This window comes from Streptomyces sp. NPDC058326 (assembly GCF_042879855.1).
Lineage (GTDB): Bacteria > Actinomycetota > Actinomycetes > Streptomycetales > Streptomycetaceae > Streptomyces.
Genome location: NZ_JBHVZO010000003.1, coordinates 157,967 through 177,775, shown reverse-complemented (window position 1 = coordinate 177,775; position 19,809 = coordinate 157,967). Strand labels below are relative to the sequence as shown.

General features: G+C 69.2%; 17 protein-coding genes and 1 tRNA gene. 7 read left to right on the top strand and 11 right to left on the bottom strand.

Annotated features, from left to right (window positions below):
- Positions 1–34: 34 nt before the first annotated feature.
- Positions 35–1,447 (top strand): protein kinase, encoded by a 1,413-nt coding sequence (locus tag ACFVYX_RS06375; protein WP_389680192.1) that lies wholly within the window; start codon positions 35–37, stop codon positions 1,445–1,447.
- Between the two features lie 35 nt (positions 1,448–1,482).
- Here the strand turns inward: ACFVYX_RS06375 and ACFVYX_RS06370 are convergent, their stop codons facing one another.
- The 11 genes from ACFVYX_RS06370 to dnaA all read right to left on the bottom strand — a co-directional run bounded on the left by ACFVYX_RS06370 (position 1,483) and on the right by dnaA (position 15,675).
- Positions 1,483–2,823: a hypothetical protein gene (locus ACFVYX_RS06370; protein WP_389680191.1), complete on the bottom strand. Its 1,341-nt coding sequence runs from the start codon at positions 2,821–2,823 to the stop codon at positions 1,483–1,485.
- A 104-nt stretch (positions 2,824–2,927) separates the two neighbouring features.
- Positions 2,928–3,062 carry a DLW-39 family protein gene (locus ACFVYX_RS06365; protein ID WP_003958712.1) on the bottom strand — a complete coding sequence of 45 codons (135 nt, stop codon included), beginning with the start codon at positions 3,060–3,062 and terminating at the stop codon, positions 2,928–2,930.
- Between the two features lie 158 nt (positions 3,063–3,220).
- Positions 3,221–3,294, bottom strand: a tRNA-Ile gene (locus ACFVYX_RS06360).
- A gap of 97 nt (positions 3,295–3,391) precedes the next feature.
- The gene (locus ACFVYX_RS06355) at positions 3,392–3,955 is read right to left on the bottom strand and encodes a DUF3566 domain-containing protein (protein WP_389680190.1); all 564 of its coding nucleotides are present in this window, start codon (positions 3,953–3,955) and stop codon (positions 3,392–3,394) included.
- Positions 3,956–4,061: 106 nt separating this feature from the next.
- Positions 4,062–6,665, bottom strand: a complete 2,604-nt coding sequence (gene gyrA / locus ACFVYX_RS06350) for a DNA gyrase subunit A (RefSeq protein ID WP_389680189.1) — start codon at positions 6,663–6,665, stop codon at positions 4,062–4,064.
- Positions 6,666–6,706: 41 nt separating this feature from the next.
- Positions 6,707–8,734 carry a DNA topoisomerase (ATP-hydrolyzing) subunit B gene (gene gyrB, locus ACFVYX_RS06345; RefSeq protein ID WP_389680188.1) on the bottom strand — a complete coding sequence of 676 codons (2,028 nt, stop codon included), beginning with the start codon at positions 8,732–8,734 and terminating at the stop codon, positions 6,707–6,709.
- 354 nt (positions 8,735–9,088) lie between these two features.
- Positions 9,089–9,643, bottom strand: a complete 555-nt coding sequence (locus ACFVYX_RS06340) for a DUF721 domain-containing protein (RefSeq protein WP_389680186.1) — start codon at positions 9,641–9,643, stop codon at positions 9,089–9,091.
- A complete protein-coding gene (recF, locus tag ACFVYX_RS06335; RefSeq protein ID WP_389680185.1) occupies positions 9,640–10,761 on the bottom strand; it encodes a DNA replication/repair protein RecF in 1,122 nt (373 codons plus the stop codon). Before recF ends, ACFVYX_RS06340 begins: the two co-directional genes overlap by 4 nt.
- 60 nt (positions 10,762–10,821) lie before the next feature.
- On the bottom strand, positions 10,822–11,700 hold the full coding sequence (gene gnd / locus ACFVYX_RS06330; protein WP_056565173.1) for a phosphogluconate dehydrogenase (NAD(+)-dependent, decarboxylating): 879 nt from the start codon (positions 11,698–11,700) through the stop codon (positions 10,822–10,824).
- A 110-nt stretch (positions 11,701–11,810) separates the two neighbouring features.
- Positions 11,811–12,941 (bottom strand): DNA polymerase III subunit beta, encoded by a 1,131-nt coding sequence (gene dnaN / locus ACFVYX_RS06325; protein ID WP_030205035.1) that lies wholly within the window; start codon positions 12,939–12,941, stop codon positions 11,811–11,813.
- A gap of 973 nt (positions 12,942–13,914) precedes the next feature.
- Entirely contained in the window at positions 13,915–15,675 is a 1,761-nt protein-coding gene (gene dnaA, locus ACFVYX_RS06320) for a chromosomal replication initiator protein DnaA (protein WP_389680184.1), read from the bottom strand.
- Between the two features lie 396 nt (positions 15,676–16,071).
- On the opposite strand from dnaA, the gene rpmH reads away from it, so the two are divergent.
- From rpmH to rsmG, 6 genes are all read left to right on the top strand, one after another.
- On the top strand, positions 16,072–16,209 hold the full coding sequence (gene rpmH, locus ACFVYX_RS06315; RefSeq protein WP_030205020.1) for a 50S ribosomal protein L34: 138 nt from the start codon (positions 16,072–16,074) through the stop codon (positions 16,207–16,209).
- A 21-nt stretch (positions 16,210–16,230) separates the two neighbouring features.
- Positions 16,231–16,602, top strand: coding sequence for a ribonuclease P protein component (rnpA, locus tag ACFVYX_RS06310; protein WP_389680183.1), 372 nt, complete (start codon positions 16,231–16,233; stop codon positions 16,600–16,602).
- Positions 16,599–16,925 carry a membrane protein insertion efficiency factor YidD gene (gene yidD / locus ACFVYX_RS06305; protein WP_015034858.1) on the top strand — a complete coding sequence of 109 codons (327 nt, stop codon included), beginning with the start codon at positions 16,599–16,601 and terminating at the stop codon, positions 16,923–16,925. The genes rnpA and yidD overlap by 4 nt, the downstream gene beginning before the upstream one ends.
- Before the next feature lie 3 nt (positions 16,926–16,928).
- On the top strand, positions 16,929–18,239 hold the full coding sequence (gene yidC, locus ACFVYX_RS06300) for a membrane protein insertase YidC (protein WP_389680182.1): 1,311 nt from the start codon (positions 16,929–16,931) through the stop codon (positions 18,237–18,239).
- 29 nt (positions 18,240–18,268) lie between these two features.
- Positions 18,269–18,793 carry a protein jag gene (locus tag ACFVYX_RS06295; RefSeq protein ID WP_389680181.1) on the top strand — a complete coding sequence of 175 codons (525 nt, stop codon included), beginning with the start codon at positions 18,269–18,271 and terminating at the stop codon, positions 18,791–18,793.
- Between the two features lie 117 nt (positions 18,794–18,910).
- Positions 18,911–19,627, top strand: coding sequence for a 16S rRNA (guanine(527)-N(7))-methyltransferase RsmG (rsmG, locus tag ACFVYX_RS06290; RefSeq protein ID WP_389680180.1), 717 nt, complete (start codon positions 18,911–18,913; stop codon positions 19,625–19,627).
- Positions 19,628–19,809 lie beyond the last annotated feature (182 nt).

The window sequence follows — 19,809 nt, the reverse complement described above, 5'->3', positions numbered from 1 at the left end:
GAGAGACGAAGCGAACGGGGAGCGGCGCAGCACGATGGGTGAGGTCTTCGCCGGCCGGTACGAGCTGGTCGACCCGATCGGACGGGGCGGGGCGGGCGCGGTATGGCGTGCCTGGGACCACCGCCGGCGTCGCTATGTGGCAGCCAAAGTGCTTCTGCAGAGCGACGCGCACACGCTGCTCCGCTTCGTCCGCGAGCAGGCGCTGCGGATCGACCATCCACACGTCCTCGCCCCGGCCAGCTGGGCCGCCGACGACGACAAGGTCCTGTTCACCATGGATCTGGTCGCCGGCGGCTCTCTGGCGCACGTCATCGGCGACTACGGCCCGCTGCCGCCCCGGTTCGTCTGCGTCCTGCTCGACCAGCTGCTCTCGGGGCTGGCCACGGTGCATGCCGAGGGGGTCGTGCACCGGGACATCAAGCCCGCGAACATCCTGATGGACGTCACGGGCACCGGGCGGCCGCATCTGCGGCTCTCCGACTTCGGCATCTCCATGCGCAAGGGCGAACCGCGCCTCACCGAGACCAACTACGTCGTGGGCACGCCCGGGTACTTCGCCCCCGAGCAGCTCCTGGGCGCCGAGCCGGACTTCACCGCCGACCTCTTCGCGGTGGGCCTGGTCGCCCTCTATCTGCTCCAGGGCCGCAAGCCGGACTCGCAGGCCCTGGTCGAGCACTTCGTCGCGTACGGCACTCCCGGAGCCCCCGAGGGCATCCCGGAGCCCCTGTGGCAGGTGCTCGCCGGGCTGCTCCAGCCCGATCCGCAGGCCCGCTTCCGTACGGCCACGGGCGCGCGCAAGGCGCTGACCGCCGCCGTGGAGATGCTTCCCGAGCCGCGCGCCGACGAGCAGCCGGTCGAGATCTTCGACCAACTCGGCCCTCTGCCGCCCGGTTTCGGCCCCGAGGGCCCCACAGGGCCCCCGAGCCCCACGGACCCCTCTGACACCGGCGTCGGCGCCCCCACGGCCACGCAGGGCGCACAGGCCGTCCAGGCCCCGGCCACGGCCGCCGACGCGCCCGTCCCCGGCCCCAGCCCCACCGTGCCGTCGCCCGTCCCGACCCCCGTACCGCCCCAGCATCAGCCCCCACAGCCGCAGTACCAGCCCCAGCACCCGGCCGCTCCCCACGCCGCCGCGTCCGCCGCCCCGGTCTTCGCGACCGCGCCGCTCCCCGCTCCCTCCGAGACGGGCAGCTTCCACCTGCCCCCACCGGTCACGCACCCGATCACCCCCTTCGAGCAGGCACCCACCGCGGCGGTGCCGTACGGACAGGCCTCTGCTCAGGCCTCTACTCATCCATACACCGCTCGCCCCGATCAGGTTCCCGCCCATCCCGCCCCGAGCGCCCCCGTACGCCGACCGGGACCGCCCCCGAAGGTGGCGATCCCGGTCCTGCTGCTCGCTCTCGTGTGCTTCGCGGTCGGGTTCTGGGCACTCACCCAGACCTGAGCCGCCGCCCCCGCGAGCCCTAGGTGTCTTGGGCCTTAGCCCGCCCTCCGTCGCGCCACGAGCGTCCACGCGCCGAGGCCGAGGAGCAGCGCCGTCCCGCTGCCGATGCCGGCCACCGCGACGACGCCCATGGAGCCGCTCCGCTCGGCCGCCAGCGCCCCGCCGGTGCCGTTCGCGGCGGCCTCCCTGTCGTCGGCGGTCACGGTGAACGGACCCGGGTCACCGTCGTACCCGGGCCCCGGCTTCGCGCCGCCCCGCACGGAGACCCGCAGGGTCAGCGGCAGCGGCTCGTCCCCGTACTCCTTGGCGACCTCCGGGCTGAGCGTGGCCGAGAGGTAGTACCAGCCGGCGAACCGCATGCCGCTCGTGTGGTCCTGGTACGAGGTGCGGTTCTCGTGGGCCACGGGCCGCAGCGCGTCGAGCGCCAGCGTCGAGGACTTCCCGTCGTAGCTGCCGGAGTTCTCGTCGACGTGTCCGAGCGCCGGGTTCTCGAGGGAGAGGATCAGGGCGTTGCCGATGTACTCGTCGCCGGTGGCGCTGCTGCCGAGTTCGGCGCTGGCGAAGAGCTGCTGTCCCCAGTCGACCGGCACCCGGTAGAAGAGCGTCTGGCCCGGCCTGATGTCGGACCGCCACTCGCCCTGCGTCAGCGAGGTGGCGTCATGGATCCCGGAACCGCCCTGCCGGGCCGTGGGGCCTCCCGTGGGCGGCGCGGGCGTGCCGGAGGGCCACACTTCGGGAAGCTCCGTCGGCCCGGCCTTCCTGAGGCCCGGCTCGGACGCGTACCGGATCTCCAGCTCCCAGTCGTCGGGGCTGGAGCTCGCCTTCGTCTCCCGCTCGACGAGCACGTAGTAGGTGCCGGCGCCCTGGCAGCTGGAGCTGTCCGCGTCGACGATGCGGCGGGCGTACGCGGCGAGGGGCCGTGTGTACTCGGCGGAGGTGAAGTTCACCTGCTGGTAGCCGCACTCGGTGCCCGAGGTGTCCTGCATGCTGATCCTGAAGCCGTCGCCGTACTCGACCTTGCCACCGGTCCTGGGGACGGCGACCACGGAGACGTACGCGTTCCGCTTGTCGTCGAGGTCGACCCGGTAGTAGACCTTGCCGTCCTTCTTGAGCGTGTCGCGGTAGGTCCGCCCGGTCTCGAGGCGTGGCCCGTCCGAGCTCGAAGCGGCTCCCTGGACCCGCTGAGCCGCACCGTCGAAGGTGTACGGCGGAAGGGCGCCCCCGTCGGCGGCCGGCGCCTGCGCGGGCGCCACCACCAGCGGCTCCCCCGGAGTCGTCGCCGTCGCCGTACCGGGCAGCGCGGCCGCCGCTCCGAGCGCCGCAGCCAGCGTGATCAGGGCCCCCGCCCTCCGGCCGATGCCGGCCTGCGTCCTCACCCGCTCCTCCTCTTCACTCAAGCAAGTCGACATTTTGCTCAGGCAAAGCAAAGCCCCGGCCCGCTCACGCGCGGCCGGGGCTTCACCCACAAACGGTCTTCGTCTCAGACACCCGAACCTGCGGGCACGGAGTCGGTCGCCTCCGTCCACAGATCCTGCTCGGCGCGATCCGCCTGGATCTGGCGGTACACGAGGAGTCCGCCGATGGCGGCCAGTGCGACCAGGAGCAGCTTCTTCACCGCGCGACCTCGTCTTTCGTTGACGTAGGAGACTTCTGACGCCCACTCTACACATCGACCGATACCGATCGGTGATCTGTGCGAGCTTCAAACCTCCCACCGGCCCGGGACAAACGAATCGACCCGGACGGAGTAACCGTCCGGGTCGATCGACACTGTGGGGCTAACAGGATTTGAACCTGTGGCCTCATCCTTATCAGGGATGCGCTCTAACCAACTGAGCTATAGCCCCGCCGCGCTTGCGGTGTGTGTCCCGCGCGCTGACTCCTGAAGATTAGCGCACGTGGGGGCCAGTCCCAAAATCCGTTCCGGGACCGGCCCCGCGCGTCCTACTCGTCCTCGGCGAGCGTGAGCTCGACACCGCCCACGAAGCCGGCCGACAGGTTGTAGATGAACGCGCCCAGGGTCGCCAGGGCGGTCATCAGGACCACGTCGATCACGGCGATCACCGAGGTGAACATCAGCACCCGCGGCAGTGAGAGGAACGACTGAAGGTCGAAGCCGTTGGACTCGTTCGAGCCCGTCGCCTCGCTGATCGTGCCGCCGACCGTCGAGAACACGCCCATGGCGTCCATGACCATCCACAGCACCGCCGCCGCGACGACCGTGCAGATGCCCAGCGCGATGGAGAGCAGGAAGCTCACCTTCATCACCGACCACGGATCCGCCTTGGCCACCCGCAGCCGCGCCTTGCGCGTCCGGGGCGTCGTGCTGGCCCCCGTACGCGGCCGGCGCACGCCCCCGGCCCCCGCGGCCTGGCCGCCCGGCGCCGCAGCGCCGTACGCCTGCGGCGGGTGGTAGGGGCCGCCCGGCTGCTGCGCACCCGTGCGCTCGCCGGGCAGCGGCCCGTTGTAGGTCTCGTACGAGGGCTGCTGCCCTCGAGTGTCCGTCACCGCAACCCCCTGGGAGTCCGTGGCGGGGCCACGGGCGCCGTTCGCTCCAGCACCAGCAGAAGCTCCGGCGGCCGCCGATCCGGCGCCCGTGGCTCCACTCACGCTCTTACTCCTCGTGCTCCCCGGCCGAGGGCTCCGTGCCCTCGACTGCCTCGGTCTCGACCACCGCGGCCTCGGACGCCTCCACGGCGTCGTCGGCGTCGTCGACCTCGTCGTCGCTGCCGGCCTCGGCGTTCCTCGCGATGCCGACGACGGCATCGCGCTTGCCCAGGTTGATCAGCTGGACGCCCATGGTGTCACGGCCGGTCTCCCTGACTTCGTTGACTCGCGTACGAATCACACCGCCGGACAGCGTGATGGCGAGGATCTCGTCCGTCTCCTCGACCACCAGCGCGCCCACGAGCGAGCCACGGTCCTCCACGATCTTGGCGGCCTTGATACCGAGGCCGCCACGGCCCTGGACGCGGTACTCGTCGACGGGGGTGCGCTTCGCGTACCCGCCGTCGGTCGCGGTGAAGACGAACGTACCGGGCCGGACGACATTCATCGAGAGCAGCTCGTCGTCCGCGCGGAAACTCATCCCCTTTACGCCCGAAGTGGCGCGTCCCATCGGACGCAGCGCGTCGTCCGTGGCGGTGAAGCGGATCGACTGCGCCTTCTTGCTGATGAGCAGCAGATCGTCCTCGGCCGAGACCAGCTCCGCCCCGATCAGCTCGTCGTCGCCACCGTCCTCCGTCTCGCGGAGGTTGATCGCGATGACACCGCCCGAGCGCGGCGAGTCGTAGTCCTTCAGCGCGGTCTTCTTGACCAGGCCGGCCTTGGTGGCGAGCACCAGGTACGGCGCGGCCTCGTAGTCGCGGATCGCCAGGATCTGGGCGATCTGCTCGTCCGGCTGGAAGGCGAGCAGGTTGGCCACGTGCTGGCCGCGCGCGTCCCGGCCGGCGTCGGGCAGCTCGTACGCCTTGACCCGGTAGACCCGGCCCTTGTTGGTGAAGAAGAGCAGCCAGTGGTGGGTGGTGGAGACGAAGAAGTGGTCGACGATGTCGTCCTGCTTCAGCTTCGTGCCGCGCACGCCCTTGCCGCCGCGCTTCTGCGAGCGGTAGTCCTCGGTCTTCGTCCGCTTCACATAGCCGCCACGCGAGATGGTGACGACGATGTCCTCCTCGGCGATCAGGTCCTCGATGGACATGTCACCGTCGAAGGGCACCAGCTTGGAGCGGCGGTCGTCGCCGAACTTCTCGACGAGCGCGGCCAGTTCCTCGCTGACGATCGCGCGCTGGCGCTCCGGCGAGGCCAGGATCGCGTTGTACTCGTTGATCTTCGCCTGGAGTTCGTCGTGCTCGGCGACGATCTTCTGGCGCTCCAGGGCGGCGAGCCGGCGGAGCTGCATCTCCAGGATCGCGTTGGCCTGGATCTCGTCGATCTGGAGGAGGTCCATCAGGCCGCCGCGCGCGACCTCGACCGTGTCGCTGCGCCGGATCAGCGCGATGACCTCGTCGATCGCGTCGAGCGCCTTGAGGAGACCGCGCAGGATGTGGGCGCGCTCCTCGGCCTTGCGCAGCCGGAACTTCGTCCGCCGGACGATGACCTCGATCTGGTGGGTCACCCAGTGGCGGATGAACGCGTCGAGGGAGAGGGTGCGCGGCACACCGTCGACGAGCGCCAGCATGTTGGCGCCGAAGTTCGTCTGCAGGTCGGTGTGCTTGTAGAGGTTGTTGAGGACGACCTTGGCGACGGCGTCGCGCTTGAGCACGATGACCAGGCGCTGGCCGGTCCGGGACGAGGTCTCGTCGCGGACGTCGGCGATGCCGCCGATCTTGCCGTCCTTGACCAGGTCGGCGATCTTCTGCGCGAGGTTGTCCGGGTTGGTCTGGTACGGCAGCTCCGTGACCACCAGGCACTGGCGGTTCTGGATCTCCTCGACCTCGACGACCGCGCGCATCGTGATCGAGCCACGGCCGGTGCGGTACGCCTCCTCGATGCCCTTGCGGCCGACGACGAGCGCGCCGGTGGGGAAGTCCGGGCCCTTGATCCGCTCGATCAGCGCGTCGAGGAGCTCCTCGTGGCTGGCGTCGGGGTGTTCGAGCGCCCACTGGGCGCCGGCCGCGACCTCGCGCAGGTTGTGCGGCGGGATGTTGGTCGCCATGCCGACCGCGATGCCGGCGCTGCCGTTGATCAGCAGGTTCGGGAAGCGCGACGGCAGGACCGTCGGCTCCTGGTTGCGGCCGTCGTAGTTGTCCTGGAAGTCGACGGTCTCCTCGTCGATGTCCCGGAGCATCTCCATCGACAGCGTCATGAGCTTGCACTCGGTGTACCGCATGGCGGCGGCCGGGTCGTTGCCCGGGGAACCGAAGTTGCCGTTGGAGTCGACGAGCGGCATCCGCATCGACCAGGGCTGGGCGAGGCGGACGAGCGCGTCGTAGATCGAGGAGTCGCCGTGCGGGTGGTACGTACCCATGACGTCACCGACGACGCGGGCGCACTTGTAGAAGCCCTTCTCGGGCCGGTAGCCGCCGTCGTACATCGCGTAGAGCACGCGCCGGTGGACGGGCTTGAGGCCGTCCCGTACGTCGGGCAGCGCGCGGGACACGATGACGGACATCGCGTAGTCGAGGTACGAGCGCTGCATCTCGGTCTCGAGCCCGACGGGCTCGATCCGCAGCACGGGCTCCTGCTCTTCGGTGGTGCCGGGAGTGTTTTCGTCGGCCATTGCTGGTCGTCAGTCCTTTCGTACGGTCAGCTGAGACCGACTCAGATGTCGAGGAAGCGAACGTCCTTGGCGTTGCGCTGGATGAACGAGCGGCGTGCCTCGACGTCCTCGCCCATCAGCACCGAGAACAGGTCGTCGGCCTGCGCGGCGTCGTCCAGGGTGACCTGGCCGAGCACGCGGTGCTCGACGTCCATGGTGGTGACGCGCAGCTCCTCGGCGTTCATCTCGCCGAGACCCTTGAAGCGCTGGATCGAGTCTTCCTTGATCCGCTTGCCGTTCTGCTTGCCGATCGTGACGAGGGCGTCCCGCTCGCGGTCCGAGTACGCGTACTCGAAGTCGTCCCGGCCCCACTTGATCTTGTAGAGCGGCGGACGGGAGAGGTAGACGTGACCGGCCTCGACCAGCGGCCGCATGAAGCGGAAGAGGAAGGTCAGCAGCAGGGTGTTGATGTGCTGACCGTCGACGTCGGCGTCCGCCATCAGGATGATCTTGTGATAGCGGAGCTTCTCGATGTCGAAGTCCTCGTGCACACCGGTGCCGAAGGCCGAGATCAGGGCCTGGACCTCGGTGTTCTGCAGGATCTTGTCGATCCGGGCCTTCTCGACGTTCAGGATCTTGCCGCGGATCGGCAGGATGGCCTGGTACATCGGGTTGCGGCCGGACTTGGCCGAGCCGCCGGCGGAGTCGCCCTCGACGATGAAGATCTCGCACTTGGCCGGGTCGTTCGACTGGCAGTCGGACAGCTTGCCCGGCAGCGACGCCGACTCCAGGAGGCCCTTGCGGCGGGTGAGGTCGCGGGCCTTGCGGGCGGCCACGCGCGCGGTGGCGGCCTGGATCGACTTGCGGATGATGTCCGCGGCCTCGACCGGGTTGCGGTCGAGCCAGTCGTTGAGGTGCTCGTAGACCGCCTTCTGGACGAAGGTCTTCGCCTCCGTGTTGCCCAGCTTGGTCTTGGTCTGGCCCTCGAACTGCGGCTCGCTCAGCTTGACCGAGATGATCGCGGTCAGACCCTCGCGGATGTCGTCGCCCGTGAGGTTGTCGTCCTTCTCGCGGAGGAACTTCTTGTCGCGCGCGTACTTGTTGATCAGCGAGGTCAGCGCCGCACGGAAGCCCTCCTCGTGCGTGCCGCCCTCATGGGTGTGGATGATGTTGGCGAAGGAGTACACGCCCTCGCTGTAGCCGCTGTTCCACTGCATCGCGACTTCGAGGGAGAGGGCCTTGTCCTTGTCCTCGGCCTCGAGGTCGATCACGGTGGGGTGGATCAGCTCGCCCTTGCGCGAGTTGAGGTACTTCACGAAGTCGACGATGCCGCCCTCGTAGTGGTACTTCACCGTGCGCGCGGTCGGCTCGGCGGCCTCCGCCTCGGGGTCGTCCGCGCCGACCGTGGCCTTCGCCGACTCGCGCTCGTCCGTGAGCGTCAGGGTGAGGCCCTTGTTGAGGAAGGCCATCTCCTGGAAGCGCCGCGCGAGCGTCTCGAAGGAGTACTCGGTGGTCTCGAAGATGTCCGGGTCGGCCCAGAAGGTGACCGAGGTACCGGTCTCGTCGGTCGCCTCGTGCTGGGCGAGCGGGGCCGTCGGGGCGCCCATCTTGTAGTCCTGCGTCCAGCGGTAGCCGTCCGTCTTGATCTCGACGGCGATCTTGGTGGACAGGGCGTTCACGACGGAGACGCCGACACCGTGCAGACCACCGGAGACCGCGTAGCCGCCGCCGCCGAACTTGCCGCCCGCGTGCAGCACGGTCAGCACGACCTCGACGGCCGGCTTGCCCTCGGAGGCGACGATGCCCACCGGGATGCCGCGGCCGTTGTCGATGACGCGGACGCCGCCGTCGGGGAGGATCGTGACGTCGATGGTGTCGGCGTGGCCGGCCAGGGCTTCGTCGACCGAGTTGTCGACGACCTCCTGCACCATGTGGTGCAGACCGCGCTCACCGGTCGAGCCGATGTACATGCCAGGGCGCTTGCGCACGGCATCCAGGCCTTCGAGGACCTGGATGTTGCTGGCGGTGTACTGGTTGTTCTCGTTGGGGTCGCCGGAATCGGCCACGAAGCGCCCTTTCTGGCACAGCACAGGCCGTTCTCCGGGCATACGGGAGCGGCTGCGTCGTTCGACATGTTCCGCAGGGTGGCGGGATTGTCTCCCAGTCTACCGGTAGCGCAGACAGTCATGGGGGTTTGCCGGTCCCTGAGTCCGCATGTGCCGCCCTGAGCGGGAGCGAGACGACTCCCCATATCCGGACAGGGGCTTCAGAGCCCTCTGACGGCCACCCAGCGCTTCGGCTCGTAGCGCGTTGTGGGGGTCGGGTTCGCGGCGTCGCGAGCACGCGTTTCCGCTGCGGTGCGGGGGCCCCGCGGACGGAGTCCGCGGGGTGGGCACAACGCCATCCCATGCTCCGACCCGTGCCCACGGCTCCACCCCCAGGGGTTACCCGTACGTGTCCCCGGGCCCCACGGATCCCGGCGCCCGCAGGGGTCCGTACCCCCGCCGCGGCGCCCCCGGCCCCAGCACCTTGATCATCCGCACGGTCCCGTGCCCCAGGTCCTCGTTCAGCCGCGCCACCAGCGTCGGCGCGAGCAGCCGCAGCTGCGTGGCCCACGCCGTCGAGTCGCACTGCACGGTGAGCACGCGCGCGTCCGGCTCGTCGTCGAACTTGAGCGGTACGCAGTGCTTCGCGAGGTTCTCGCCGACGATCTGCGGCCAGCGGCCCATGACCCCGCCGACGGCCGCCGGTGTCTCCCAGCCCCGCTCGGTGATCAGCCGGTTGATCGCCGCGCCGAGCGCCATCGGGTCACGTCCGTCGGCGCGCGCGCCGGAGCGCAGTCCGCCGCCGCGCCGGGCCTGCTTCTTCTGCTGCGCGGCCGCGCCCTTGGCCTTCGCCTGTTCCTTGGCGGCGCGCAGGGCGACCCGCGCGAGATCGACACCCGAGGGTTCGGGCACCGAAGGAGTGTCCACAGGCTGTGGAAGCTTTTCCTCGCTCATACCCGCTCCACCGTCCCGTCGGCCACCGTGTACCGCGTCCCCGCGAGGACCCCCGGCACGTCGTCGTCGACCGCGGCCGTCACCAGGACCTGCTCACCGCCCGCCACCAGCTCCGCGAGCCGCTCGCGCCGCCGCGCGTCCAGCTCCGCGAAGACGTCGTCGAGGACGAGTACGGGCTCGTTGCCCTCGGACCGCAGCAGGTCGTACGAGGCGAGCCGGAGCGCCAGGGCGTACGACCAGGACTCACCGTGGCTCGCGTACCCCTTCGCCGGCAGGTCTCCGAGCTTGAGCAGCAGCTCGTCGCGGTGCGGCCCGACCAGCGTGACGCCCCGCTCGATCTCCTGCTTGCGCACCTCGGCGAGCGCGGCCATCAGCTGCTCGTAGAGCTCCTCGCGGGTGTGCCCGGTGCCGGGCGCGGAGGGACGGTACTCCAGCAGAATCGGTCCTCCGGCGGGCGCGAGCTGGTCGTACGCCTTGTCCGCGAGCGGCTGCAGTACGGCGATCAGGTCGAGCCGTTGGGCGAGCAGCTCGGCCCCGGCCCGCGCCAGGTGCTGGTCCCAGACGTCCAGTGTGGACAGGTCCATGCCGCGGCCGCCGTGCCGCCGTGCCATCGCGGCCGACTTCAGGAGCGTGTTGCGCTGCTTGAGCACGCGGTCGTAGTCGGAGCGCACCCCCGCCATGCGCGGTGTGCGCGCCGTGATCAGCTCGTCGAGGAAGCGCCGGCGCTCGCCGGGGTCGCCCTTCACCAGGGCGAGGTCCTCGGGCGCGAACAGCACGGTCCGTACGATCCCCAGTACGTCACGGGGCCTGACCTGCGACGACCTGTTGATACGGGCACGGTTGGCCCGGCCGGGGTTGAGTTCGAGCTCGATCAACTGGGAGCGCTCACCCTGGGTGACGGCCGCGCGGATGACCGCGCGTTCCGCGCCCATCCTGACGAGCGGGGCGTCGGAGGCGACGCGGTGGCTGGAGAGGGTCGCGAGATAGCCGACGGCCTCGACCAGATTGGTCTTGCCCTGGCCGTTGGCACCCACGAAAGCGGTGACGCCCGGGTCGAGCGGGACCTCGACCCGGGCGTAGGAGCGGAAGTCGGCCAGCGAGAGATGCGTGACGTGCATGGTTGGGCGCCGACCTTCTTCCCCCGGCGGCTGTGCACCGCGGGGTGCACAGCCTGTGGATTACTTCTTCGTCTCGACCGCGTGGCCACCGAACTGGTTGCGCAGCGCGGCGATCATCTTCATCTGCGGGGAGTCGTCCTGGCGGGAGGCGAACCGCGCGAACAGCGAGGCGGTGATCGCCGGCAGCGGTACGGCGTTGTCGATGGCGGCCTCGACCGTCCACCGGCCCTCGCCGGAGTCCGACGCGTAGCCGCGCAGCTTGTCCAGGTGCTCGTCCTCGTCCAGGGCGTTGACCGCGAGGTCCAGCAGCCAGGAACGGATGACCGTGCCCTCCTGCCAGGAGCGGAAGACCTCGCGCACGTCGGTGACGGAGTCGACCTTCTCCAGGAGCTCCCAGCCCTCGGCGTAGGCCTGCATCATGGCGTACTCGATGCCGTTGTGGACCATCTTCGCGAAGTGGCCGGCGCCGACCTTGCCCGCGTGGACCGAGCCGAACTCGCCCTCCGGCTTGAGCGCGTCGAAGATCGGCTGGACCTTCGCGACGTCCTCGGCGGAGCCGCCGTACATCAGCGCGTAGCCGTTCTCCAGGCCCCAGACGCCACCGGAGACACCGCAGTCGACGAAGCCGATGCCCTTGGCCGCCAGCTCCTCGGCGTGCTTCTCGTCGTCCGTCCAGCGCGAGTTCCCGCCGTCCACGACGATGTCGCCGGGGGAGAGCAGTTCGGCCAGCTCGTCGATGGTGGACTGGGTCGCGGCACCGGCCGGAACCATGACCCACACGACGCGGGGCCCCTTGAGCTTGCCCACAAGCTCTTCGAGGCTGTGGACATCGGCGAGGTCCGGATTGCGGTCGTATCCGATGACGGTGTGGCCTGCGCGGCGGATGCGCTCGCGCATGTTGCCGCCCATCTTGCCGAGACCGACGAGACCGAGCTCCATCAGAGATTCCTTAAGCGTCGTGTGCGGTTTTCCCGGGTCCGAGCCTACGCCCGGACCCGGGTGCACACCTGTGGGGTCAGCCGCTCAGGCGATGGCCCCGACGGCCGTCCTCAGCCGGAGAGGCGCACCGGCATGATCAGGTACTTGTAGGCCTCGTCGGCCTCCGCGTCGACCGCCGGCTTGCCGCTCAGGAGCGCGGGCTTCGTGGAGGTCGTGAAGGACAGCTGAGCGACCGGGGAGTCGATCGCGCTCAGGCCGTCGAGCAGGAAGGTCGGGTTGAAGGCGATCGAGATGTCGTCGCCCTCCAGCTGCGCGTCCACACGCTCCACAGCCTGTGCGTCGTCGCTGGAGCCGGCCTCCAGGATCAGCACGCCCTGCTCGAAGCTCAGCCGGACCGGGGTGTTGCGCTCGGCCACCAGGGCCACGCGCTTGACGGCCTCGACGAAGGGGGCGGTCTCGATCACCGCGACCGAGTTGAACTCGGTGGGGAAGAGCGTCCGGTACTTCGGCAGGTCGCCCTCGAGCAGCCGGGTGGTGGTGCGGCGGCCGGCGCCCTCGAAGCCGATGAGGCCCTCGCCCTTGCCGGAGCCCGAGAGCGCCAGGGTGACGGTGTCGCCGCTGGTGAGCGCCTTCGCCGTGTCCAGGAGGGTCTTCGCGGGCACCAGGGCGACCGCGGAGGCGTCCGGGGACTCCGGCTTCCACAGGAACTCGCGGACCGCGAAGCGGTAGCGGTCGGTGGAGGCCAGGGTGACCGTGTCGCCCTCGATCTCGATGCGCACACCGGTGAGGACGGGCAGCGTGTCGTCACGGCCGGCGGCGATGGCCACCTGCGCGGCGGCGGAGGCGAAGACCTCACCGGGGACGGTGCCGGTCGCGGTGGGCATCTCCGGCAGCGCCGGGTACTCCTCCACAGGCAGGGTGTGGAGGGTGAAGCGGGAAGAGCCGCAGACCACGGTCGCCCGTACACCGTCTGTGGAAATCTCCACCGGCCGGTTGGGGAGAGCGCGGCAGATGTCGGCGAGCAGTCGGCCGGAGACCAGGACGGTGCCGTCCTCCTCGACCTCCGCCTCGACGGAGACACGCGCCGAGACCTCGTAGTCGAAGCTCGAGAAGCTCAGCGCGCCGTCCTCGGCCTTCAGGAGAAGGCCCGCGAGAACGGGGGCCGGCGGACGGGCCGGGAGGCTGCGGGCCACCCAGGCCACCGCCTCGGCAAGTACGTCGCGCTCCACCCGGATCTTCACCGGAACCGCCTCCTGCTTGTTGCTGGCTCTTCGTCGACTGCGGGAACCAGTCTGACGTACGCCGCCGACACTCGGTGCTGCTCGGGGTCAAGTCGCGACAAGGGCGGGTCGGAGCTCCGGCGCCGAGTTGTGCACAGGTCCCACTTCGAAGCGGATTCCGGGCTAACTCTATGTGGGAGTAGTAGTAGGGCCTGTGGAAACGGTGGATAACCCCGTCTGCGCAGGTCAGGCCCAGTTTTTTGTCCACCGCGCCTGTGGGTGGAACCGGTGGACAACTGGGGTTCTCTGTGGACACCCGAAAGTTCTGCACACCCCATACACAGGCCACGGGGAGTTCTCCCCAGCGCTGTCCCCAGCTTTACCCAGGTTCCCCACAGCCCAACCGTCCTCCTTGGTGTGACGGCTTTCACTCGACGCGGTGAGAAGGGCCGATTCGTTGCCGAACAGTGGACAGGGCTGTGGAGAAGCTGTGGGCAACAGACCCCGTCCTGTGGGCAGCCGGTGGACAACCGTCGGGACCCCCTGTGGACGAGACATTCATCCACAGCCTGTGGAGATCTTTTACCAACAATTCCACAAGGGTCTGACCTGGGGTGATGATCTGTCACCAGGCTTGCCTGTGGACACGATCCGGATAACTCGACAGTCCCCACCCTGTGGACGGGAGATCATCCCCCAACCTGTGGAGAACCCGCCACCGGAACGGAGTAATCGAACACCCGGGTCGGCGGACGGGGCAGGGGACGGCCCGCCGAAGCCCGCGAGAGGGGGCTTCGGACGGCCCCGCAGGGGCCTCAGAGGCCTCAACGAGACCCTTCAGCGGCTCTCGGAAGCTCTCAGGAGGGCTCGCTGAGCGCCGGGAACGGTCTCGTAGAGCGCCCGGCGCGTCCTCCTCGTAAGGCATCGGGGACATACGAAAGGGCGCTCCGGGGGTGATCCCGGAGCGCCCTTGGAACGCCGCTGAAGCGGTCAGTCAGCCGTTCTTGATGCGGTTCGTCAGCTCGGTGACCTGGTTGTAGATGGAGCGCCGCTCGGCCATCAGCGCGCGGATCTTCCGGTCCGCGTGCATCACCGTCGTATGGTCGCGGCCGCCGAACTGCGCGCCGATCTTCGGCAGCGAGAGGTCCGTGAGCTCGCGGCACAGATACATCGCGATCTGCCGGGCCGTCACCAGGACCCGGCTGCGCGAGGACCCGCAGAGGTCCTCCACCGTCAGACCGAAGTAGTCGGCCGTGGCCGCCATGATCGCCGGCGCGGTGATCTCCGGCGACGAGTCCTCGCCGCCCGGGATCAGGTCCTTGAGGACGATCTCGGTCAGCCCCAGGTCGACCGGCTGCCGGTTGAGGCTCGCGAAGGCTGTGACCCGGATCAGCGCGCCCTCCAGCTCACGGATGTTCCGCGAGATCCGGGAGGCGATGAACTCCAGGACCTCCGGCGGGGCGTTGAGCTGCTCCTGGACGGCCTTCTTGCGGAGGATCGCGATGCGCGTCTCCAGCTCGGGCGGCTGCACGTCGGTGGTGAGACCCCACTCGAAGCGGTTGCGGAGCCGGTCCTCCAGGGTCACCAGCTGCCGGGGCGGCCGGTCCGAGGAGAGCACGATCTGCTTGTTCGCGTTGTGCAGCGTGTTGAAGGTGTGGAAGAACTCCTCCTGCGTCGACTCCTTGCTCGCGAGGAACTGGATGTCGTCGACCAGCAGGATGTCCACATCCCGGTAGCGCTTCCTGAAGGCGTCGCCCTTGCCGTCGCGGATCGAGTTGATGAACTCGTTCGTGAACTCCTCCGAGCTCACGTACCGCACGCGCGTGCCCGGGTAGAGGTTCCGCGCGTAGTGGCCGATCGCGTGCAGCAGGTGGGTCTTTCCGAGGCCCGACTCCCCGTAGATGAAGAGCGGGTTGTACGCCTTCGCCGGCGCCTCGGCCACCGCGACGGCGGCCGCGTGCGCGAAGCGGTTCGAGGAACCGATGACGAAGGTGTCGAAGAGGTACCGGGGGTTCAGCCGCGCGTGCTGCTCGCCGGGAGCTCCGCCCTGGGAGGCGGACGAGGAACCGTGGCCGCCCGGGCCGCCGCCCACCGGACCGGGACCGCCCTGCCGGGGGCCGGGACGGGCACCGTGGTTCTGCGGCTCGGGCAGTTCGCCGCGCTCGGACCGCTGCGGCTCGTACCCCCGGGGCGGCTCGTCGTAGCGCGACTGCCGGGACTGGTCGGGACCGGTGTACGGGGCCCGCTCCTGGTAGCCGCCCATCCGGGACTGCTGCCAGCCCAGGTCCTCCTGGGTACGCGGCCAGGCGCCGGGGTCCGGCCGCTGCTGGCTGTAGTCCGGGTAGGCCGGGCGTGCCGTGGGCAGCCCGTCGTCGGGCATCGGCCGATGGCCGTAGCCCTCGTACTTCTCGTACGGCTCGGGCTGCGAGCGCTCGTCGTAGCGGGACTGCTGAGACGACGGGGCCGGCGGAGTCGGCTCGCCGGCGGAGTCGTCGACGGTGATCGCGATCCGGATCGGGCGGCCGCACTCACGGCTGAGGGTCTCGCTGATCAAGGGGGCGAGCCGGCCCTCGAGGACGCGCTTTCCCCATTCGTTGGGTACGGCGAGGAGCGCCGTGTCGGCGACCAGGGCGAGCGGCTGGCAGCGCTCGATCCACTGCTTGTCCTTGGGCTCGATTCCCTGCTGGCCCTCCGCGAGGAGTTGCTCGAGGACGCGTGGCCACACTGCGGCAAGATCGGCAGGTACGTCAGCCACAGGGCACGCTTTCTCGCAGGTCCCACGATGGTGTGGTTCTCGGGGACGGTGGGTCGGTGTCCGTGAGGACGGGGTCCGTGAGGACAGGTAAGGACAGAACGGAAAAGAATGTGGAGTCCATCCACGGTAGTCGTGGCGGCTGACGTGGTTCAAGTTGTTGTCCACAGCCTGTGCACAATGGGGGGCGGCGACAGGTCGGTTTGACCGGATGGCGTAGCCGCGCGTACCGTAACCAGGTCGAGTTGTCGATGGCTGCTGCCGCCTGCCTCCGATGGGCAAAGATCACGGTCTGTGATCGTTTAGCGGTGCACTCGGGCGTATTGCGAGCTACTCGTGGGCGCACGGTGACAGCCAGGCGATGTCCCGCCGTCTACGAATCATTTCTGGAGCCCCCGAGTGAGCAAGCGCACCTTCCAGCCGAACAACCGTCGTCGTGCGAAGACCCACGGCTTCCGCCTGCGCATGCGTACCCGCGCCGGCCGCGCCATCCTGGCGAACCGCCGTTCCAAGGGTCGCTCTGAGCTGTCCGCCTGATCTGCCTTAACAGGTCATGACGTGCTGCCTACCGAGAATCGGCTGAGGCGGCGCGAGGACTTCGCAACCGCGGTACGCCGAGGTCGCCGGGCCGGTCGCCCGCTCCTCGTCGTCCACCTACGCAGCGGTGCAACGGACCCGCACGCGCCTGGGGAGAGCGCTCCCCCGACGCGTGCGGGTTTCGTCGTGAGCAAGGCCGTGGGCGGTGCGGTCGTACGCAACCAGGTGAAGCGTCGCCTCCGCCATCTCGTCCGCGACCGGCTCACCGAGCTGCCCCCCGGTAGCCTGGTGGTCGTACGGGCGTTGCCCGGAGCCGGCGACGCCGACCACGCACAGCTGGCCCGAGACCTGGACGCCGCTCTCCAGCGGCTGCTGGGAGGGGGCGCGCGATGAAGTACCCGCTGCTGGCTCTCATCAAGCTGTACCAGTGGACGATCAGCCCGCTCCTGGGCCCCGTCTGCCGGTACTACCCGTCGTGTTCCCACTACGGATTCACGGCCATCGACCGGCATGGCGCGATCAAGGGCACGGCCCTGACCGCCTGGCGCATTCTGCGGTGCAACCCGTGGTCGCCCGGCGGTGTGGACCATGTCCCCCCGCGTAAGCGCCCTCGCTGGCACGAAATGCTGAGGAACGCGCTGCGCGGCGACAAGGGCGGGTCCACCGCCGAGACGAGCCCGGCCGCAGAGACCTCGCCCAATGCTCAAGGAGCCTGATTAGTGGACACGATTGCCAGTCTGTTCAGCTTCATCACCTGGCCCGTTTCCTGGGTCATCGTCCAGTTCCACAAGGTGTACGGGGCGGTCTTCGGCCCTGACACGGGCTGGGCCTGGGGCCTGTCCATCGTGTCCCTCGTGGTGCTGATCCGTATCTGTCTGATCCCGCTGTTCGTCAAGCAGATCAAGTCGACGCGGAACATGCAGGCGCTCCAGCCGAAGATGAAGGCGATCCAGGAGCGCTACAAGAGCGACAAGCAGCGTCAGTCCGAAGAGATGATGAAGCTGTACAAGGAGACGGGTACCAACCCGCTCTCCTCGTGCCTTCCCATCCTGGCGCAGTCGCCGTTCTTCTTCGCTCTGTACCACGTGCTGTCCAACATCGCCGAGGGCGACAAGGTCGGCGCGATGAACCAGGCGCTGGTCGACAGCGCCCGGCAGGCCCACATCTTCGGTGCTCCGATCGCCTCGAAGTTCATGGACAGCGCCGCCGACGTCGCCGCTCTCGACGCCTCGATCACCTCGGTCCGCATCGTCACCGCGATCATGATCGTCCTGATGTCGGCCTCGCAGTTCTTCACCCAGCGCCAGCTGATGATGAAGAACGTCGACCTCTCCGTGAAGACCCCGTACATGCAGCAGCAGAAGATGCTCATGTACATCTTCCCGGTGATCTTCGCCGTCATGGGCATCAACTTCCCCGTCGGTGTCCTCGTCTACTGGCTGACCACCAACCTGTGGACCATGGGCCAGCAGATGTACGTGATCAACCAGAACCCGACCCCGGGCAGCAAGGCTCAGGACTCCTACCTCCAGCGCCTCCTGAAGAGCATCACGACCCACGGCGAGGTCCGCGGCCGCCGCCGGAAGACCGTCGTGAAGTTGATCGTCGCCAAGGCCACCAGCGACCGGAACGAGAACGAGCGCCGCTTCTTCTCGGGTCTGACCAAGGCCGGCTTCGCCGCCCAGGCCGACGGCACCGTGATCAAGAGCGACACGATCGAGGCCGAGGCCGAGGGCGGTGCCGCCGCCAGGCGTCAGCAGCCCAAGCGCCAGACCAAGGCCCAGCGCCAGGCCGCCGCGGCCCAGCAGCTCGTGGCCAAGGACACCGAGGACGACTCCGAGCCGGCAGCCGAAGCGGCGACCACCTCGCTCGAGAAGAAGCCCCAGGGTCCGGCCAAGACCACCGCGAAGGACGAGGCCGGCGACAAGCCCGCCCGCCCGAGCCGTGCCAACTCCGGTGGCACCCGCCAGGGCAAGTCCGGCCAGCGCAAGGGCCAGCAGCGGCCCAAGCACCCGTCCTCCAAGAAGTAAGCCTCGCCGAAGCAAGAAGGAGTCCATCCGTGACGGAAGGCACCACCTCCGCCGCCGCCTCCGCCGCCGCCGAGGGTGGCGACACCCTGACCCGCCTGGAGCAGGAGGGTGAGATCGCGGCCGACTACCTTGAGGGCCTGCTCGACATCGCCGACCTCGACGGCGACATCGACATGGACGTCGAGGCGGACCGGGCCGCGGTCTCGATCATCAGCGACTCCAGCAGCCGTGAGCTCCAGAAGCTCGTGGGCCGCGACGGTGAGGTCCTGGAAGCCCTCCAGGAGCTGACCCGCCTGGCCGTCCACCGGGAGACCGGGGACCGCAGCCGTCTGATGCTCGACATCGCCGGCTTCCGCGCCCAGAAGCGCACCGAGCTCGCCGAGCTGGGCGCCAAGGCCGCGGTCGAGGTGAAGTCCACCGGTCAGCCGGTCAAGCTGGACCCGATGACGCCGTTCGAGCGCAAGGTCGTGCACGACGCGATCGCCGCCGCCGGTCTGCGCAGCGAGTCCGAGGGCGAGGAGCCGCAGCGCTTCGTCGTCGTGCTCCCGGCCTGAACCCTCACGTAGTCTCGGCCCCGTCTGTTCGCAGGCGGGGCCGATCTTTGTCAGCCTGATAGTCAGCCACCACAGTGCGCTTGCACGCGATGCGTGCGGTACGGAAGGACGGTTCCCGTGACGGAGGCAGCGGAGCTCCCGGAAGCTCCGGAGCAGGCGCGGACAGTCTTCGGTGAGTACTTCCCGGAGGCCGTGCGGTACGCGGAGCTCCTCGCGGACGCGGGTGTGAAGCGCGGCCTGATCGGGCCGCGTGAGGTCCCGCGACTGTGGGAGCGCCATCTGCTGAACTGTGCTGTCCTCTCGGAGGTCGTCCCCGAGGGCATCACCGTCTGCGACGTGGGCTCGGGTGCCGGTCTTCCCGGCATTCCGCTGGCTCTGGTCCGGCCGGATCTGAAGATCACGCTCCTGGAGCCGCTCCTCCGCCGGACGAACTTCCTCCAGGAGGTCGTCGAGCTGCTCGGCCTCGACCATGTGACCGTGGTCCGAGGGCGCGCGGAGGAGATGCTCGGCAAGATCACTCCTGTGCACGTCGTGACCGCTCGGGCGGTCGCACCCCTGGACCGGTTGGCCGGCTGGGGCGTCCCCCTGCTCCGCCCGTACGGGGAGATGCTGGCTCTCAAGGGCGACACCGCCGAGGAGGAGATCATCGGCGCGCGCGCCGCGCTCTCCCGGCTCGGAGTGGTGGAGACCTCGGTGTTGCAGGTGGGCGAGGGGATCGTGGATCCGCTGTCCACGGTCGTCCGTGTGGAGGTCGGTGAGAGCCCCGGGGGTGTGCGGTTCGCGGCGAAGCGGGCCAAGGCTGCCCGGACGAGCAAGACGCGTCGACGTCGCTGATCGCCGCATACGTACCATTTCGGAGTGTCGAACGGTCCCGGCCAGGCAGCGGGGGCATGGTGTTTCACGTGAAACATCGCTCACTGCTGCAGGGGATCATCAGCCGTGGTCGCGCGGCTGCCACGCCCCGGGACCGTAAACCCCGCGTGAAGCCACCCGCGAGGGTTACGCAGATGTCCACA

What these genes read in the sequence shown, in the direction of transcription:
- ACFVYX_RS06375 (WP_389680192.1), top strand. Translation starts at nt 35, where the DNA reads ATGGGTGAGGTCTTCGCCGGCCGGTACGAGCTGGTCGACCCGATCGGA.
- gyrA (WP_389680189.1), bottom strand. Translation starts at nt 6,665, where the DNA reads ATGGCCGACGAAAACACTCCCGGCACCACCGAAGAGCAGGAGCCCGTG.
- ACFVYX_RS06340 (WP_389680186.1), bottom strand. Translation starts at nt 9,643, where the DNA reads ATGAGCGAGGAAAAGCTTCCACAGCCTGTGGACACTCCTTCGGTGCCC.
- recF (WP_389680185.1), bottom strand. Translation starts at nt 10,761, where the DNA reads ATGCACGTCACGCATCTCTCGCTGGCCGACTTCCGCTCCTACGCCCGG.
- gnd (WP_056565173.1), bottom strand. Translation starts at nt 11,700, where the DNA reads ATGGAGCTCGGTCTCGTCGGTCTCGGCAAGATGGGCGGCAACATGCGC.
- yidD (WP_015034858.1), top strand. Translation starts at nt 16,599, where the DNA reads ATGAAGTACCCGCTGCTGGCTCTCATCAAGCTGTACCAGTGGACGATC.